Below are 17,083 nucleotides of genomic sequence, written 5' to 3'. Positions count from 1 at the left end.
TAGATAGCCAAAAGCCTTTTCACGCCCGATTGTTCTGTGCAGTTGATGCGCAGGCGGTCGGGCGTTTTTGGTTAAGCAGCAAACCTGACAACTTCAGAAAGACGGGCTGCAAATGTGAAACTGTGCAAGTTTATGACAGTTTCAAGCCATTTTTCACGCGGTAGGGTCAGGCGGTCATTGCATCATGGATAACACCAGAGATTACCTCCCGGGGAGTTAACCCGTCGAGCACTACCCGCGGCCGGTTATTCAGCAATGCTTCCGCCTCGGCGACCTCTTGGTCGGTGACATCGGTAAAGTTGGTGCCTTTGGGGAAATAAAACCGGATATCCCGATTCATCCGCTCATTGCTACCTCGCTGCCACGGCGAATGCGGATCGGCGAAAAACACCTGGATATTCTCCGCGACAGAAAACTCCGTGTGTTTGGCAAACTCCACTCCCTGATCCCAGGTCAACGTCGAAATCGTGGTGTCCATCGACTCTTTGAGCCGACGAATCATCCGTACCATCACCTCATTGACACTGGCGGCAGTATGGTCAGTGCCGAGTCTGCCGAGCAGCACAAACCTGCTGCGGCGCTCCACCAACGTCGCTAAAGCACTGGTGCCATCTGCGCCAATAATCAAATCGCCTTCCCAATGACCGGGTACCGCACGATCATTGGCTTCGGCTGGGCGAAGTGAAATATTGGCATCATGAGTCCAGCGTTTTCCACGTGGCTTGGGCACCCCCGCGAGAAGCGAGCGGGGTTTACGCCCTGGCCGGGTAGTCCGGCAGGACTTTTCAAACACAAGTTCTTTGCGCAAGCTGCCTGCCCCTTGTACGTAAAGGGCCTGGTAAATCGACTCGTGGCTAATAGTCATGGACGTATTATCACCCCACAGTGCAGCCAACCTGCCACTGGCCTGACGCGGCGAGGCGCCACGGTTGAGCAGATTGACAACCTGGGCGCGCAAAAATCGATTGTCATCGAGTTTGCGCGGCTTTGGACGAGCAAGACGCCCGCGGCTGGCCTGATCAGCGTGATAGGCATCGTAGATACCATCGACGCTGTTGCGTGCGATTTCACGACTGATAGTGGATTGACTACGACAGACCATCTGGGCGATACGCCGGTGCGAATGACCTGCCCGCAGGCAATCGGCAATAAGTAAGCGTTCCGCCAGCCCTAGCCGCCGACCAGCGCCAACACGAGATACATCACCAGGTGTTATCCGACTGCGGGTATTCATAGTGGTTAAACTAGCCCGCCGGTTGTACACCGTGGTTGTGCACACCCCAGCCTGCGCGGCAATCTCGGCAACACTATATGAGCCGGCCATAAGCATCTCGTAGATCACGCGATGCTTATGCATCATCGAGACCTTCGGGCAGTGCGATTGGTGCTGGATCTCAATTCCGGCTTGTCGCGCCCACCGCCTGACTGTTGGTGAGGGTATCCCTAACTCACGTCCAACTGCGCTTGCTGATGCCCCGTTGGCGATGTGTTGAAGCGCAATCGGTTTGATGGCACTGTATTTCGTTCGGCGGGTTTGCTTCACTACTTCTCCTGGTCGAAAGTGGTGATGCATTCACCGCCTGAACCTACCACGCCATTTTTGTCATAAACGCAGTCAGTAACTCGGCGTTCTTGCCCCCTCCCCTTCTACATCCCCAAAACGCAAAAATCCCCCGGCCTTACGACCGGGGGATTTTGTTCCTTGTGGAGCTTAGGGGAATCGAACCCCTGACCTCCTGCTTGCAAAGCAGGTGCTCTACCAATTGAGCTAAAGCCCCGTACACCGAGCAATTATACCTTGTTCGGCAGTGGGCCTAGGAGGACTTGAACCTCCGACCCCTTCGTTATCAGCGAAGTGCTCTAACCGCCTGAGCTATAGGCCCCGTGGAACGAGATATAACTTAACCCGTAACCATGACACTTCACAAATCGCCTGGTCAGAGGCCTAAATATTGAGTTAAAAAGTAGTCATTAAGTAGTCATTACGGCTACTCCATAACCAGATCACTGAAAACACCTCTGAACCAACGCGACCCCGGAGCCACCGAACGGGGGTGACACCGGGGCCAGCGGGAGGCTAGGCAGCCTAGTCGTCGTCGGCAAGCGAAATTTTGAGACCTCCGACGAGACCGCCGCAAGCGTTGTAGATGACCGCGCCGAGAGCCATGAGCCCAATCGACAGCACCCACCACAGCGCTCCTACAGCGGCCGCCAGGCCAAGGACGAGACCCGCGCTGATGGAATCCTCCCCGCCGACCATTTCACTAATCGGAGCGAGCAATCCCATCCCGGAGAGCAAGAGGTAGAGCAGGCCAACCGCGGCAAGCCAGACGAGGAAGCAAATGAAACCAGTGGCCGCCGTAATGCGCATGGCGGACCAGGGGCTCACCTTGTCGACTACCAAGTTAGTTTCGGCCATGCGCTTACTCCTTCTCCGCCTCCGAGTCACCGGACTCGGCAGCACCGGTGCTCTTGGTGGCGCCGGTGCGCTTCGGGACTACGTCCAGCGTTCCGGCCTCAGAGACCTTAGAAGCGGTCTCCTCGCCCTCATCTTCGACGTTGCGGTCGATAGCCAGCAGTTCCACACCGTCAGCGAGGTTGACCAGGCGCACGCCCTTGGTGGCACGCGAGGTGGCGCGAATCTCGTTGACGTTGGTGCGGATGATGTCGCCGGCGGAGGTGACAGCGAAGATTTCGTCGTCGTTGTCGACCACCAGGGCGCCCATCAGCGGACCACGCTTCGGGTCGTACTTGAGCGTCAGCACGCCCATACCGCCGCGGTTCTGCGGGGTGTACTCGCTGAGCTTGGTCTTCTTGCCGAAGCCGCCGGTCGTTGCGACCAGCAGGTTGTGCTCTTCCTCGACCACGACCATGCTGAGCAGCTTGTCGTCGCCCTTGAAGCGCATGCCCTGGACACCGGCAGTGGCGCGGCCCATCGGGCGCAGCGCGTCGTCGGAGGCGGTGAAGCGGATAGCCTGGCCGCGCTCGGAGACGAGCAGCAGGTCATCGTCAGCAGAGCACAGACGGGCACCGATGAGGGAGTCGCCTTCGCGCAGGTTGATGGCAATCAGGCCAGCGGAACGAGCGGACTCGTAGTCCTCCAGGCGAGACTTCTTGACCTTGCCCTCGCTGGTGGCCAGCACCAGGTACGGGCTGTCCTGGTAGCTCTGAATCTGCAGCACCTCGGCGATGCGCTCCTCCGGCTGGAACTCCAGCAGATTGGCGACATGCTGGCCGCGGGCGGCACGAGTGGCCTCCGGCAGTTCGTAAGCCTTGAGACGGTAGACGCGACCCTTGTTGGTGAAGAACAGAATCCAGTCGTGCGTGGAGCAGACGAAGAAGTGGCGGACAATGTCGTCCTGCTTCAGGTCCGCACCGCGCACGCCCTTGCCACCACGGCGCTGGGCCTTGTAGGCATCGACCTTGGTGCGCTTGGCGTAGCCCGTGGAAGTAATGGTCACAACCACGTTTTCGCGGGCGATGAGGTCCTCTTCGGTGACGTCGCCCTCAGCGGCCACAATCTGGGTACGACGGTCATCGCCGTACTTCTCCACTACCTCGCCCAGCTCTTCCTTAACGATGGCGCGCTGACGCTCCGGCTTGGCCAGGATGTCCTTCAGGTCGGCGATCTCGAGCTCGATCTCAGCCAACTCGTCAATGATCTTCTGGCGCTCCAGAGCAGCCAGACGACGCAGCTGCATCGCCAAAATGGCGTCAGCCTGAATCTCGTCGATTTCGAGCAGACCCATCAGGCCCGTGCGCGCGGTATCAACCGTGGCAGACCGGCGAATCAGGGCGATGACCTCGTCCAACATATCCAGGGCCTTGACCAGGCCACGCAGGATATGGGCGCGCTTTTCCTTCTCGTCCAGGCGGAACTGGGTCCGTCGAACGATGACCTCAATCTGGTGGGCGACATACAGCGTCACCATCTGGTCAATGCGCAGCGTACGCGGCACACCGTCGACGATGGCGAGCATGTTCGCACCGAATCTGGTCTGCAGCTGGGAGTGCTTGTACAGGTTGTTCAGCACCACACGCGGTACGGCGTCGCGCTTGAGCTTGACGACGATACGCATGCCCCACTTCAGGTCGGATTCATCATCAATCGAGGCAATGCCCTGCAGACGACCATCCTTGACCTGATCCGCGATGTTGGCAATCATGCGGTCCGGGTTGACCTGGTACGGCAGCTCAGTGATGACAATCGACTGACGGGTGCCCTCCTGCTCAATCGAGGTCACACCGCGCATGCGAATCGAACCACGGCCGGTGGTGTAGGCCTCCTTGATGCCCTTGTCGCCGACAATTTGGGCGGCAGTTGGGAAATCCGGGCCCTTGATGCGCTCCATGACCGCATCCAGCGTGGTCTTTTCATCCGCTTCCGGGTTGTCCAGGCACCAGTTGATGGCATCCGCGACCTCACGCAGGTTGTGCGGTGGGATATTGGTGGCCATACCGACGGCAATACCGCCAGAGCCGTTCATCAACAGCTGCGGGACACGCGACGGCAGAATAACCGGCTCTGTCGTACGACCGTCGTAGTTCGGCTGGAAATCGACGGTGTTTTCGCGAATGTCGCGCACCATTTCCATGGCCAACGGCGTCAGACGGGCCTCGGTGTAACGCATAGCTGCGGGGCCGTCGTCACCGCGGGAGCCGAAGTTACCCTGACCGTCGACAAGCGGATAGCGCATGGACCACGGCTGCGCCATGCGCACCATGGTGCCGTAAATAGCGATGTCGCCGTGCGGGTGGTAGTTACCCATCGTGTCCGAAACCGGCTTTGCGGACTTCACATAGCCGCGCTCCGGGCGGTAGCCGTTGTCGAACATGGCGTAGAGAATGCGGCGGTGCACCGGCTTGAGACCATCACGGATCTCCGGCAGCGCACGGCCAACAATCACGCTCATGGCGTAGTCGATATAGCTCGACTGCATCTCTTCATTGATGTCGATCGGGCGAACCTGGTGGCCCAATACTCCACTTCCGAAAGATGAGCCGTCGTTGTTGTTATCGTCGCTCAATGACTGCTTCCTTTACTTAAAAGAGGTTCGCATCCATTCTACAGGGCTTTAGAGCCCGCTTTACGACGCCGTGTGCAACTTTTCGATACCATTGTGGTATCAAATCTGGGTTTTAGGCCTGATAGCGAGAAACAAACTAGCGCAGTTAAGAAGCGCAGTTAGATAGCAGGGAGCAAATGCGATGGCGATGACCTTGAGGCTCACGAAAGAACAGGACACCGCCTTGGCTCTGCTGGCGCACATGGAGGGCGTGTCTAAACACGAGGCCGTCATTCGCGCCATCGAATCCGCCGCCACGAGAGCCCTTCAACAAGGTCAGGCCCGGGAAATTACGGCAAGCGTAATTGATACCGACATGGCGCTGCTGCGAAAGTTGAGCTCCCCAAGGCCCCGCGGAGTACAAGAATGAGCGCGCCCCAGATTCAGCCTCTCAGCGAGGCCGCTATCCTGGCGGCTACCGATGAACTGGTGGCCACAGTGCCGGAATTGGCCGACGCTACACTTGCGAGGCCGTGGACAATCAGCGCTATTGTCGCCGCCAGCTCAGGAGTCATTGCTGGTCACCGTAGCTTTCCCGCGATTTCTGCGGCAGCGCAGGCGGTCGCTTACGCAACGTTTCACGTGAAACCACTAAGTTTTGGCAACACCGCACTGGGCGCACTACTTGCACACATACTCCTCACCACCAACGGCGAAGAGCTGTCATTCGCAGAGACGTGGGAGCTAGTCAAAGGTGGCACTTAGCCGGGGACAGGGCCTAGTCACCCTTTCGGGTAAACGGGCTCGTCGGAATGCGATTGCCGGACTCCAGCCGGCCCGTGTAATACGCCGTGGCCTCACCTTCAGTCAGCTCGACCTCGTACCAGCCATCACGGACATAATCAGCCGTCCGGTCTTGCCCGCCAACCAGAACACGTCCCGCCGCGTGCTCCAAAGTGACTTCCGGCAACGCCTTCGCCGTCTTGCTGAATACACGCAGGAAGCGGTCCGGGCCGCACACGGTAAGTTCGCGCTCCAGGAGTCCAATTCGCAGCTCTAACGTACCGAGCACCGTGTGATGCTCCACCCTATTGCCACTGTAAACAGCAAAAACAGCCTCACGGGAACCGTCATTGACCAGTACAAGATTGCCGTCTTTGAGGTAGGCGTGCAGCCGGTACGGTGTCGGCAGCGCGGTCGCCTGCTCGGACTCCTGCACAGGATAGTCACCGGCCGGCTCCGCCTCCCAGCGCTTCACAAACTCCGGCGCTGGTCCCGGCTGCTCTGGAAGCTGCATTCCCGTAGACGCCGAGAAGTCCAGTGTGGATACCAAATCACCACATACCCGACGACGCCAATCAGTGATATTTCCGCAGCTCACGCCGGTGACTTGCTCCAGGAAACGGATCACCGAAGTGTGATCGAAGACCTCTGAGGACACCAAACCACCCACCGACCACGGTGAAATGACAGTCATCGGGACGCGGAAACCGAGCCCCTTCGGCTTGCCCAGGTACCACTCCCCCGGCTCATTCTTCGGCGGCAACGGCGGCACCACATGGTCGAAGTAACCATCAAACTCGTCAAAGTTAATCAGGAAGACGGTCTTGGCCCACACCTCCGGGTTGGAGGCCAACGCATCCAACAGGCGGTAAGTGATATTCGCCGACTGAATCGGCGAGGACGCTCCCGGGTGCTCGCTTTCCGCAGACGAAGGCACAATCCAGGACACCTTTGGCAGCTGCCCGGATTCAACATCCCGTCGGAAAGCGTCGGTTAGCGTGCCCGGCTGGCGGCGGTCCAGCGCGCGATCATAGAGATCCCGTTCCGCCTCAGGCAGCTTCTCCACAGCGGCATTCAGGCGGTCGACCATCTCCTGCTGCTCTGCAGTTGGCGGCATCCCATCGCCCAGTTCCAGCAGCTTCTCGTGGAAACCCGTCATGTCGAGCCCAGGCAGCCCGGCCTCACGAATGACCTTGCGGCCAATATTTCGAAACGCGGCGAAGAAATCCAGGTTGTTGTCCGTGTAGTTATCCCACTCCTGGTAAACGCGCCATGGCACCCCAGCCGCCGAGAGATCCTCGGCATACGTGCGCCACCTGTACCCCGGGTGCGTCGGCTCGTACGCCGCATTGCCAACCGCTCCAGTCCCCCACGGTTCCCTTCGGGTATCACCTGAAAACAGGTAGTTGCGGTTCGGGCTTGTCGACGTAGGCATCGAGGAAAAGTAACCATCGCAGATAGTGAACGTCTCTGCGAGAGCGAATTGGAACGCGATGTCCTGGCGGTCATAACAGGCCATCGTGCCCTTACCCTTGGCCTCGATCCAGCCGTTACAGCGGCCGCCATTTAGTGCAACCTGCCCGTCTTCCCAACCGTGCGGCAAACTTGCAATGTACTCCACCGAGAGATCACCGCGATTAGCGGCGTTGCGAATCAGGTATGGACTGACCCCACTCTGGTTGAAAACGCCCGGCAAAGCGGAATTGTCGTTGTACCCCCGCACACCTCGGAGCGTGCCGAAGTAGTGATCAAAAGAGCGGTTTTCCTGCATCAACACGACAACGTGCTCAACCTGGTCGAGGGAGCCAGCCGGTCGGGGCTGCGCGAGTGCATGGAGCAACGATGGCGGCAGCAGCGTGCTCGCAGCGGTGACAGCACCGACTCCAGCGGCGGTCTGCAGGAAGTGCCGACGGGAAAATTCAGATATATTTTTAGGTGAAGTTGCCATAGGCATCTACGTTAAGAAGCGCAGATTACCAGCCGGCGAACTGCCGCTTAATTCTCCTCGATAAATCGCTCGAAACGGTCAACCACAGCCTGTGGCTCACGCGCCCACCGATTATGGCCAAGGCGCTGCTCAATGAACTCGTACTTCGCAGACTTAGGCAACATCCGAGCTAGCGCTTGCGCAGATTCCGCTGGGCAATCACGGTCACCGCCACAGTTCAGCAATAACGCTGGGGTAGTTACTTTCGGCATCTCAGCGGCATAGTCGATGTCTGCACCCCGTGGTCGCAGAAAGCCCGTGCGCGAGAAGCGCGCCCACTCCACCACATGATTGCGAGCCTGCCGACCGTAACCAGCCACATCGAACCTGCCTGCCGGCCAATAACCCAAAATCTGGGATACCACCTGCATAAATGGTGCACCGTAACGAAGCCGCTTGTACTCGTTGCCAGTAAAACACCTATAGTGCGGGGTGCCGGATCCGACCATCACCACGCCGGCCACATCCGCTTCCGGTCGGGCCAAATACAGAGAAGCAATCTGGCCGCCCATGGAATGACACAGCAAATAAACGGGAAGCTTCTCCCCTGCTGCCAGATGGTCGAATTCCTTCCGAGCACAAGCCACCGCCAAGGGATAATCCACCGACGCGAGATCCTGGTAGCCCCAATTGTGACGGCGGGTGGCCACCGCAGTTTGGTTACCCTGGCCGCGCAACTCCGAGGTCAGGACGCAAAAACCTCGACGCTGTAACTCTTGGGCAATCGGCCGGTAGTAGCGAGCACCCATGCCAAAGCCCGGCCAAATAACGACAATGCCCCGAGGCGAACCTTCGGGAAACCGAAGCGCCATCGGGGTCACGGAGCCATCTGGCAATGTCTCCTGCACAATACGTGGCTCGACTGGCGGTTCCCCGTTGACCATGCTTCCCCGAGTATCTTCCATTTCATAAACATTAATGGCTGAACGGAGGTTTTGTCAGGGGAACCGACAAGCCGATAACCAGACTTGGTATCGGCTTAGACGTCGAGGAAGCGAACGTCCTTCGCATTACGGGTGATGAACGAACGTCGTGAAGCGACGTCATCGCCCATCAGAATGGTGAACAGTTCGTCCGCCTTCTGCGCGTCCTCGAGGGCGACCTTACGCAGCACGCGGTGATCCGGATCCATGGTGGTATCCCACAGCTCAGCGGCGTTCATCTCACCGAGACCCTTGTAACGCTGAACACCATCGTCCTTGTTGATCTTGCGGTTGGCAGCCAGCCCCTCTTCCAGCAGCTGATCGCGCTCAGCATCTGAGTAGGCGTAGCCCGGCTCACCCTTGGCCCACTTGAGCTTGTACAGCGGCGGCTGGGCGAGGTAGACGTGCCCTTCATCAATCAGCGGACGCATCAGGCGGAACAGCAGCGTCAGTAGCAGCGTGGCAATGTGCTGACCATCGACATCGGCGTCGGCCATCAGCACGATCTTGTGGTAGCGCAGCTTCTCGATGTCGAACTCGTCGTGAATACCGGTGCCCAGCGCCGTAATAATGGCCTGGACCTCGTTATTCTTCAGCGTCTTATCCAGGCGCGCCTTCTCGACGTTCAAGATCTTACCGCGTAGCGGCAAAATGGCCTGGAACAGCGAGTTTCGGCCTGCCTTTGCAGAACCACCTGCGGAGTCACCCTCCACGATGAACAGCTCGGACTGCTTCGGATCCTTCGAACGGCAGTCCGCCAACTTACCCGGAAGACCGCCAAGATCGGTCGCGGACTTACGACGCACCAGGTCACGAGCCTTACGAGCCGCCTGACGGGCATGTGCCGAAGCAATGGCCTTGTTAACAATGGCCTTGGCCTCGGCCGGATTGGCCTCTAGCCAGTGACCGATGTGCTCATTAGTCATGCGCTGGACGAAGGAACGCACCTCGGTGTTACCCAGCTTCGTCTTCGTCTGGCCCTCGAACTGCGGATCGGCGACCTTCACCGAAATCACGGCAGCGAGACCTTCACGGCAGTCCTCGCCGGAGAGGTTGTTTTCCTTCTCCTTCAACAGGCGGTGCTCACGCGCATAGCGGTTCATCAGCGATGTCAACGCAGAACGGAAGCCCTCTTCGTGCGTGCCACCCTCAATGGTGTTAATGGTATTGGCGAAGGTGTGCACCGACTCGGAGTAACCCGAGTTCCACTGCATGGCGATCTCGACCTCATGGCCGTCACCTGCAGCATCGAAGGAAATGATGGTCGGGTGGATGATGTTCTTCGACTTGTTCAGAGTCTCGACATAGTCCCGCAGACCATTCGGGTAGTGGAAGACCTTGCGGCGCTCCTTCGGCTTGGTGGTCTTCTCTGCCTTCTCCTTCTGCTCCTCAACCGCATCCTTGGCGATCTCAGCGGATTCGGTCTCCGCCTGCTCCGCCAGAGCCTCGGCCTCGAGCTCCTCCTCGGAGACACGCTTGTCCACCAACGTGATGGTCAGGCCCTTGTTCAAAAACGCCATCTCGCGCAGGCGGCGAGAAATGGTGTCGAACTTGAAATCGGTGGTCTCAAAAATCTCCGGGTCCGGCCAGAAACGCTGCGTGGTACCCGAGCCGCGCGTCTTCTTACCTCGGATAATTTCTTCCGGAACAGCCTGGTCGAAGTTCTGGTACCAGGTGTAGCCATCGCGGATGACCTCGGTTTCCATACGCGTCGACAGCGCGTTAACCACCGAAATACCCACACCGTGCAGACCACCGGAAACAGCGTAGGACTCGGAGTCAAACTTGCCGCCGGCGTGCAGCTGAGTCATAACCACCTGCACCGTCGGCATACCCGACGGGTGCATTTCGACAGGAATACCACGGCCGTTATCGCGGACCTGAACGCCGCCGTCTTCCAGCAGAGTGACCTCAACATCGGTGGCGTAACCCGCCATCGCCTCGTCGACGGAGTTGTCTACAACCTCCCACACCAGGTGGTGCAAGCCACGCTCACCAGTTGAGCCAATGTACATACCCGGCCGCTTACGCACGGCCTCGAGGCCCTCGAGGATGGTAATCGATGAGGCGTCATATTGATGTTCGGTAGCAGCCACGGTTCGGCGCGTCTCCTATTCTTGGTTCTCTCCCCGCGCAACATTCGTCAGCGCGCGAAAAATAGGCCGGCGGTCAAGCGCTATCAGCGCCAGCCAGAACTACATAGGACTACTAGATAGGTCTGGCTAGTTTGGAAGTCGATAACGTCTCAAGAACCGCCTGCCGGTTTTCTCCTGCCCATCTTACCCCAACGTAGTCCCCTACTGTGGATATAGCCGATGCGCTCAAAGGACCAAATTTCGCAGTTTTACGCATACCGACGGGTATTCGTAGACCGTTTACCGACCTTTACCCGTAAGTATCACGCGGTCCTCGGCCCTCGATGTGCAATTTGCCCTTGCGCCAATTCGGCGCTTTTGGCCCAAGCACCTTAATTTCCTCAACCACTCCATCCCCGACGCGTTCCGCAATCGACTTCAAAACCTGTCGCTGTGCTAGCCGCAGCTGTGTTGCCCATGCTGTCGATTGGCACTCGACCACCAAAGTGCCGTCCTTGAACTCCTTGACCTGGGAGTGTTCCGCGACAACCTTGCCGACCATCGAATCCCACTCCGTCATGATCACACCGTGGGCAATATGGATCTGCCAGCCGCGATCAACTACTGCCTTATTCAGCACCGCACCAATCGGCGCAGGTCGACGGTCATATTTCCGGTACAGCCGAATCCCCGCCTCCTTCAATAAGCTCGGCGAAATCACCGTACCGGCACGATCTCGTACCACTGCTTGCGCTGCCCGCTGCTTATCGACGTCCGCAACAATCCCCTCCGCGGCCTTCACAGGCACACGGCTATCGAGGCCAGACCACGAGCCCTTCTTCTTCGGTGGCCGCTGGAGATTCGGTAACTTGTGACCGCCCTCCTTAGCGGCATCGCGCATGCGGAAGAAAGCGTCGCTGATCAGGTCCTTTTCTTCTTCCGGTGAGTTATCCGGCTCCATGTTCTCGACCATACCCGTCACTCTTCCGCGACTGGGTTTTCATCCAGCAGTGAGATTCTCCCCTGCTCAGTCTGCGCCACCGTCACCGTGTGATGAGTGACAGAAGAATCCTCGACCAGTGCCTGAGGCAACTCCTCCCCCACCGCCGAGGTGATCAACACCTGCTCAGCCTGCTGCGCGATTTCCATGAGAGCTTCCCGACGATGCCGGTCGAGCTCCGCAAACACGTCGTCAAGCACCAAAATCGGGTCGGGTCCATCGGCCCGGAGCAAAAAGTACGCGCCGAGACGCAGCGCGAGTGCAAAAGACCAGGTTTCGCCGTGGCTAGCAAAGCCCTTGGCGGGGTCATTGCCGAGAATGAGGTCGAGATCATCGCGATGCGGACCAACGAGACAGGAACCGCGCTCAATCTCCGCGGTGCGGCGCTCCGCCATCTTCGTCAGCAGCAGTGCCTCGAGCAGCTCCGGTTCGCTGGGCAATGGCCCGCCATCCAGGCTGTCGACCTTCGGCGCATAGGCAATCGTGGCTGGGCGCGAGTGCGGGGCAAGCGTGGCATAGGCCTCGCTGACATGCTCGGAAAGCTCGGCGATCAAATCCATGCGCGCAGCCATTAACGCCGCTCCCACCTGCGCCAATTGCGCATCCCAGGTATCCAGCGTGCTCAGTGCGGCCTGCCCCTCCGAGGAAGAATAGCCACGGCGCAGCGTCGAGCCCGCCGACTTCAGCAGCGCATTCTTCTGACGCAAAATCTTGTCATATTGAATGCGGATACCGGCGGACAGTGGCCGTCGTAAAGCGAGCAAATCATCGATGTATCGGCGACGGGAAGCGGGCTCGCCCTTGACCAGCGTGAGATCCTCGGGCGAGAAAAAGACCGACTTGACGATCCCCAGCAGCTCCCGCGGAGACTTCAGCCGCGTGCGATTAATCTGCGCTTGATTCGCGCGATGCGGATTGATGAGCAGATGCGCCGTCAGCTCGCGGCCATCATTGACTGCCGTCGCCGAAATGCGTGCCGACGGGGTCCCCGAACGAACCAGCGGAGCATCCGTAGACACTCGATGCGAGCCGAGCGTGGAGAGATATCCAACGGCCTCAACAATATTGGTCTTGCCGTAGCCATTTTGCCCGGTAAATACGGTAATTCCAGGCGTGAACTCGACTTCCAACTCCGGCCAGGAGCGGAAGTCCCGCAAGGACAAATACCGAATGTGCATAGCCGCAAACTAGCCCGGCAGGCGCACAGGCATCAGCAGGTAAGTGAAGTCGGTCTCCGGCGTTGGGTAGAAGCCGTCCTCACCGAGCTCCGGGATAGCTTCCGGCTCTGGAATGAGAATCGCGGGACGCGACGGCTGCGTAAAGCCCAGCAGAACGCGGTGGGAGCGAACAGCGCTGAGCCCCTCGAGCAGGTACTGCGGGTTGAAGGCGATCAGAAGTGGTTCCCCATAGAAGTTGCAGGCCACAGTCTCTTCTGCGTGACCGACCTCGTCGCCATGAGCGGAAAGGACAACCTGGCCGTCGGAGAAGTCCATGCGAATCTGCGCACCGTGATCCGCCATCAGAGACACACGACGGATGGCATCCTGCAGCTGGTCAACACGAGCAACAGCCATGGAGGAATGCTGCTTCGGCAGCAGCGGACGGAACTTCGGGAACTCGGCGTCCAGCAGTCGCGTGGTAGTGCGACGAGGATCGGCGAGGATAGCCAGCAGACCTTCGGAGCCGACCTCACGATCATCAGATCCGTCGCCGAATGCCAAGGTCACTGGCTCGCTGGAAGTGGTATCGAGAGTGCGGGCAGTCTCCGCGAAGGTCTTTGCCGGGATGAGCAGCTTGGTCTCCCCCTCCGGGATCTGCTCCCACTCGAAACTGCGAACCGCCAGGCGGAAACGGTCGGTGGCAGCGAGAGTGACCTCGTTACCTTCGGTTTCCATCCGGATGCCGGTCAGCATCGGCAGCGACTCATCCTTGCCGGCAGCGATAGCGACCTGACCAATAGCCTCAGCCAACAGAGCGGCATCGACAGTGCCGGTAGCAGCCGGAGCTTCTGGTAGCTGAGGGTAATCCTCCAAGGTCAGGCTTGGTAGCTCGAAGCGGGAAGAACCACAGCGAACGATGACCTTCGTGCCATCAAAGTGCATCTCTACCTGCTTATTCGGCAGCTTAGAGACAATGTCAGAAACCAACTTGCCATTGACGGCGAAGCGACCGGGCTCATCGACCTCTGCGCTAATACGAATCTGAGTCGAGACCTCGTAGTCATAGCCAGCGAGCTGCAGACCATTGTCATCCGCGAGAAAAATCATGCCACGCAGAATCGGCTGAGTCGGGCGTGCAGGCAGGTTACGAGCAACCCAGCTCACCGCACCCGCGAGATCGTCCTTAGCCGCGCGAATACGGACTTCGGTCTGCTCCATCGTTCCTCCACCGGTATTGGATGTCTGTTATTAGCCGTCTTTTGTGTTGTCAGCACGCTATGTCAGCGCACATGACTGGAGTTACAAAGATTCCATCGTACAACTCTACTGCAGACTGCCAAAGACCTCACTGGCATTCTTGTAGTCCGTCTAGTGCTTAATCCTAGTTCTTGCTCGTTCTTGGCATTTATGAAGTTGTGCGCGAGAGGTTGCTTGCCAGAGGTTGTGCGCTGGCCCCCTTTTATCTAGAAGTTTCTAGAGATTTTTAAAGTCGGGAGTAGTAATAGGGGGTGTGCACATTGTGAAATTACATGATTCCCGCTGGTCTTCACTGATTTCGCGCTGTGGATAACCAGTGCGTCTAACTGTGGATAACTTGGGGTGTCTGTGGATAGTGTTCGGGCTTCATCTTTCATCCACAAAATTTACGAGTTGTCCACAGCTCTGTGCACGGAAAAACCGCAGTTAATAACAAGAATTCCGCACGCCGAGCCCAAGGTTTTTAAGCCGTGCCGCGAGCTCGGTCTCGAATGCGTGTAGTCAGGTCGTTGACCTGGTCCTTTGAGGGCTTCTTCTCCTGAATTTCCTTAACAATCTTGCGTTCAGCGTGCAAAACCGTCGAATGGTCACGATTTCCGAACTCCCGGCCAATCGACGGCAACGAAAGCTCAGTGAAGGACCTTGTCAAGTACATCGCGATCTGGCGAGCATGAGCGACCGGGCGAGTCTTACCCGGGCCCACCAAATCCGCAACCGTTAGGTCGAAGTACTCAGCGGTGGTGGAGATGATGATCTCCGGGGTAATCTGCACCTCGATTTCGTCGGCACCGAGGATCTCCTGCGCAAACTTCAAGGTCACAGGCTCATGAATCATGGATGCGTGAGCGCTAATCTGCAGTAGACGCCCCTCGAGCTCACGAATAGAAGACGAGGTGTTCTCCGCGATGTACTGGAGTACATCATGCGGAACGACCAAATCAGACAGCTGTGCCTTCTTCGACAGAATTGCGATTCGCGTCTCCAAGTCCGGGTATTGCAGATCCGGATTGAGCCCCCACTGGAAGCGGGTACGAAGGCGATCCTCCAGGGTCTTAAGCTCGCGTGGTGGGCGGTCCGACGACAGCACAATTTGGTGATTGGACTGGTGCAGGGCATTGAACGTATGGAAGAACTCTTCCTGTGTACCTTCCTTGCCCTCCAAGAACTGGATGTCATCGATGATGAGCATGTCCAAATCGCGGTAGCGACGCTTGAAGGATTCCTGGGCGTCGTCACGCACGGAATTAATGAAGTCGTTGGTGAACTCTTCCGAAGAAACGTAACGAACCCGCAGGTTAGGGTACAAATGCTTGGCGTAGTGACCAATGCCGTGGAGCAGGTGCGTCTTGCCAAGACCCGAACCGCCGGAGATAAACAGCGGGTTGTAGGTGCGCCCCGGAGACTCTGCAACAGCGACGGCGGCTGCGGCGGCGAACTTATTCTGCGGACCAATAACAAAGGTTTCGAAGGTGTAGTTCGGGTTGAGGGTGGGCTCCTCGAAAGGCATGCTCATCTCGGTTGGAGTGCCGTGGCTCTCGGAGCGGAAAGGACTTGTGACCTGGCGCTGATCAGCAATAGTCATCGGATTCTCGGCAGATGAGTGCGAAAGCCCCTGCGCCATTGAATCCACTGCGTCCATCGATCGGTGCTGTGACTGGGCACTCTGCTGATTATGGACATTCTGCTGGTGTGTCTGCGGCACCTGTGGCGTCTGCGTCGATCCCTGGTGCTGCTCGTGGCGATTGAAGTCATTCGCATCTGCACTGGGGAACGGGTAGTTGCGGCCAGATTGCTGTTGGTGCTGCTGGTTTGGCTGTTGACGCTGAGCCTGCTGCGGACGCGAAGCTGCAGATGGCATCTGCCCCGAGTGCTGTGCAGATGGTTGAGTGGTCTCTGCTGCCTGGCTATCTTCAGCGTCGTCAGCAGGATCGGCAACGGTGATGACCGTTTCCAACTCCTCGCCGGTCAGCGAGGCTAAGACGGCCTCGATAATGCCCTTGAGCTCTTCTTTTACCAGTGCCTGCACCACTGGCGATTGAGTGCTGAGCAGGAAAAAACCTGGAAAGTCACCAGTGTGCGTCACTGACCGCAGCAGTGCCTTGTGTGGCGGGCGTAGTGGTGCAATGCCCAACTCCGGCGCACCTTCTGGTGAAGTCAGGATAGAAACGACCTGCTCCCAGAGTCCACCTGGCAATTCTGGTTGTTCGCTCACTGTGTGAATGTCCTTTTACATGTTTACGTTCATCAAATTTATCGAGGCGACCTGTTTTTGTGGAGTGTTTTTGGCATGGCGAGAGCGCCATATCTGCCCATTTGGGGGCTATTTCTTGTAATTCGCCCTGTGGGGTGTTTCTACACAAGGTGCTATACGCCCCGAGCAGGACTTCCACATGTTTGTCCACACCTGTGGATAAACCTTGTCGCTAATTGACTAACAGTTTATCCACAGTTTGCCCACAATGAAAAATAGCCCCCTAGTCTGCGTTTACCTAGGTAAACACGTTATTTCCCCTGCTCGCTGTGATTCATGGTGTGGAAGTTATCCACAGCTGATGGGATAAACGCCCTGTGGATTGCAGTGCATAGGTTAGTATTTCCACAGGTCAACATCGGTACCGTCGGAAAACTTGGAAAATGATTCTCCAGGTAAATCCGGCGTGTTGATTTGAATTTCTCGCTCGATTCGACGTAACCTATCTGGGTGTTTCATATCCATTGAGATATGAGTCCGAGCTTGTGCTTGGACCCGACAGAACGCATGTAGCTTTCAATCTGTCGGTAAGTAATTTTTCCGTGCATCACGGGAATGCGTCAGACGCATCGCTGCCTCGCACTCGAAGCGAGGAGTTTACTGCGGTGTGTTCAGCGTGGACTCGTGGTCGTTTGAGTTTC

The 17,083-nt window shown here is 57.8% G+C and carries 12 protein-coding genes and 2 tRNA genes; 2 read left to right on the top strand and 12 right to left on the bottom strand.

The window, feature by feature from the left end; genetic code table 11:
* Positions 1-166 precede the first annotated feature (166 nt).
* The 5 genes from EGX79_00255 to gyrA all read right to left on the bottom strand — a co-directional run bounded on the left by EGX79_00255 (position 167) and on the right by gyrA (position 5,027).
* A complete protein-coding gene (locus EGX79_00255) occupies positions 167-1,543 on the bottom strand; it encodes an IS30 family transposase (GenBank protein AYX80752.1) in 1,377 nt (458 codons plus the stop codon).
* A 159-nt stretch (positions 1,544-1,702) separates the two neighbouring features.
* Positions 1,703-1,778, bottom strand: a tRNA-Ala gene (locus EGX79_00250).
* 31 nt (positions 1,779-1,809) lie between these two features.
* A tRNA-Ile gene (locus EGX79_00245) sits at positions 1,810-1,883 on the bottom strand.
* 203 nt (positions 1,884-2,086) lie between these two features.
* Positions 2,087-2,419 (bottom strand): hypothetical protein, encoded by a 333-nt coding sequence (locus EGX79_00240; GenBank protein ID AYX80751.1) that lies wholly within the window; start codon positions 2,417-2,419, stop codon positions 2,087-2,089.
* A gap of 4 nt (positions 2,420-2,423) precedes the next feature.
* A complete protein-coding gene (gene gyrA, locus EGX79_00235) occupies positions 2,424-5,027 on the bottom strand; it encodes a DNA gyrase subunit A (GenBank protein AYX80750.1) in 2,604 nt (867 codons plus the stop codon).
* Positions 5,028-5,208: 181 nt separating this feature from the next.
* Between gyrA and EGX79_00230 the strand changes: the two genes are divergently transcribed.
* On the top strand, positions 5,209-5,436 hold the full coding sequence (locus EGX79_00230; GenBank protein AYX80749.1) for a CopG family transcriptional regulator: 228 nt from the start codon (positions 5,209-5,211) through the stop codon (positions 5,434-5,436).
* Entirely contained in the window at positions 5,433-5,771 is a 339-nt protein-coding gene (locus EGX79_00225) for a hypothetical protein (protein AYX80748.1), read from the top strand. Before EGX79_00230 ends, EGX79_00225 begins: the two co-directional genes overlap by 4 nt.
* Positions 5,772-5,784: 13 nt before the next feature.
* Here the strand turns inward: EGX79_00225 and EGX79_00220 are convergent, their stop codons facing one another.
* The 7 genes from EGX79_00220 to dnaA form a co-directional block, all read right to left on the bottom strand.
* Positions 5,785-7,737 (bottom strand): phospholipase C, phosphocholine-specific, encoded by a 1,953-nt coding sequence (locus EGX79_00220; protein ID AYX80747.1) that lies wholly within the window; start codon positions 7,735-7,737, stop codon positions 5,785-5,787.
* Between the two features lie 47 nt (positions 7,738-7,784).
* A complete protein-coding gene (locus EGX79_00215) occupies positions 7,785-8,660 on the bottom strand; it encodes an alpha/beta fold hydrolase (protein AYX80746.1) in 876 nt (291 codons plus the stop codon).
* Positions 8,661-8,755: 95 nt separating this feature from the next.
* Positions 8,756-10,795, bottom strand: a complete 2,040-nt coding sequence (gyrB, locus tag EGX79_00210; protein ID AYX80745.1) for a DNA topoisomerase (ATP-hydrolyzing) subunit B — start codon at positions 10,793-10,795, stop codon at positions 8,756-8,758.
* A gap of 289 nt (positions 10,796-11,084) precedes the next feature.
* The gene (locus EGX79_00205; protein ID AYX80744.1) at positions 11,085-11,747 is read right to left on the bottom strand and encodes a DUF721 domain-containing protein; all 663 of its coding nucleotides are present in this window, start codon (positions 11,745-11,747) and stop codon (positions 11,085-11,087) included.
* Positions 11,748-11,752: 5 nt separating this feature from the next.
* On the bottom strand, positions 11,753-12,952 hold the full coding sequence (recF, locus tag EGX79_00200) for a DNA replication/repair protein RecF (protein AYX80743.1): 1,200 nt from the start codon (positions 12,950-12,952) through the stop codon (positions 11,753-11,755).
* A 9-nt stretch (positions 12,953-12,961) separates the two neighbouring features.
* Positions 12,962-14,152 carry a DNA polymerase III subunit beta gene (locus EGX79_00195; GenBank protein AYX80742.1) on the bottom strand — a complete coding sequence of 397 codons (1,191 nt, stop codon included), beginning with the start codon at positions 14,150-14,152 and terminating at the stop codon, positions 12,962-12,964.
* A gap of 502 nt (positions 14,153-14,654) precedes the next feature.
* A complete protein-coding gene (gene dnaA / locus EGX79_00190) occupies positions 14,655-16,403 on the bottom strand; it encodes a chromosomal replication initiator protein DnaA (protein AYX80741.1) in 1,749 nt (582 codons plus the stop codon).
* Between the last annotated feature and the right edge of the window lie 680 nt (positions 16,404-17,083).

Source organism: Corynebacterium jeikeium (assembly GCA_003955985.1).
In the GTDB taxonomy this organism is placed as follows: Bacteria; Actinomycetota; Actinomycetes; order Mycobacteriales; family Mycobacteriaceae; genus Corynebacterium; species Corynebacterium jeikeium_D.
This window is presented reverse-complemented; position numbering and strand designations above follow the sequence as displayed.

Coding starts and splice junctions, on each gene's coding strand:
- EGX79_00240 (AYX80751.1), bottom strand. CDS start 2,419: ATGGCCGAAACTAACTTGGTAGTCGACAAGGTGAGCCCCTGGTCCGCC.
- EGX79_00230 (AYX80749.1), top strand. CDS start 5,209: ATGGCGATGACCTTGAGGCTCACGAAAGAACAGGACACCGCCTTGGCT.
- EGX79_00225 (AYX80748.1), top strand. CDS start 5,433: ATGAGCGCGCCCCAGATTCAGCCTCTCAGCGAGGCCGCTATCCTGGCG.
- EGX79_00220 (AYX80747.1), bottom strand. CDS start 7,737: ATGGCAACTTCACCTAAAAATATATCTGAATTTTCCCGTCGGCACTTC.
- EGX79_00215 (AYX80746.1), bottom strand. CDS start 8,660: ATGGTCAACGGGGAACCGCCAGTCGAGCCACGTATTGTGCAGGAGACA.
- EGX79_00205 (AYX80744.1), bottom strand. CDS start 11,747: ATGGTCGAGAACATGGAGCCGGATAACTCACCGGAAGAAGAAAAGGAC.
- recF (AYX80743.1), bottom strand. CDS start 12,952: ATGCACATTCGGTATTTGTCCTTGCGGGACTTCCGCTCCTGGCCGGAG.
- EGX79_00195 (AYX80742.1), bottom strand. CDS start 14,152: ATGGAGCAGACCGAAGTCCGTATTCGCGCGGCTAAGGACGATCTCGCG.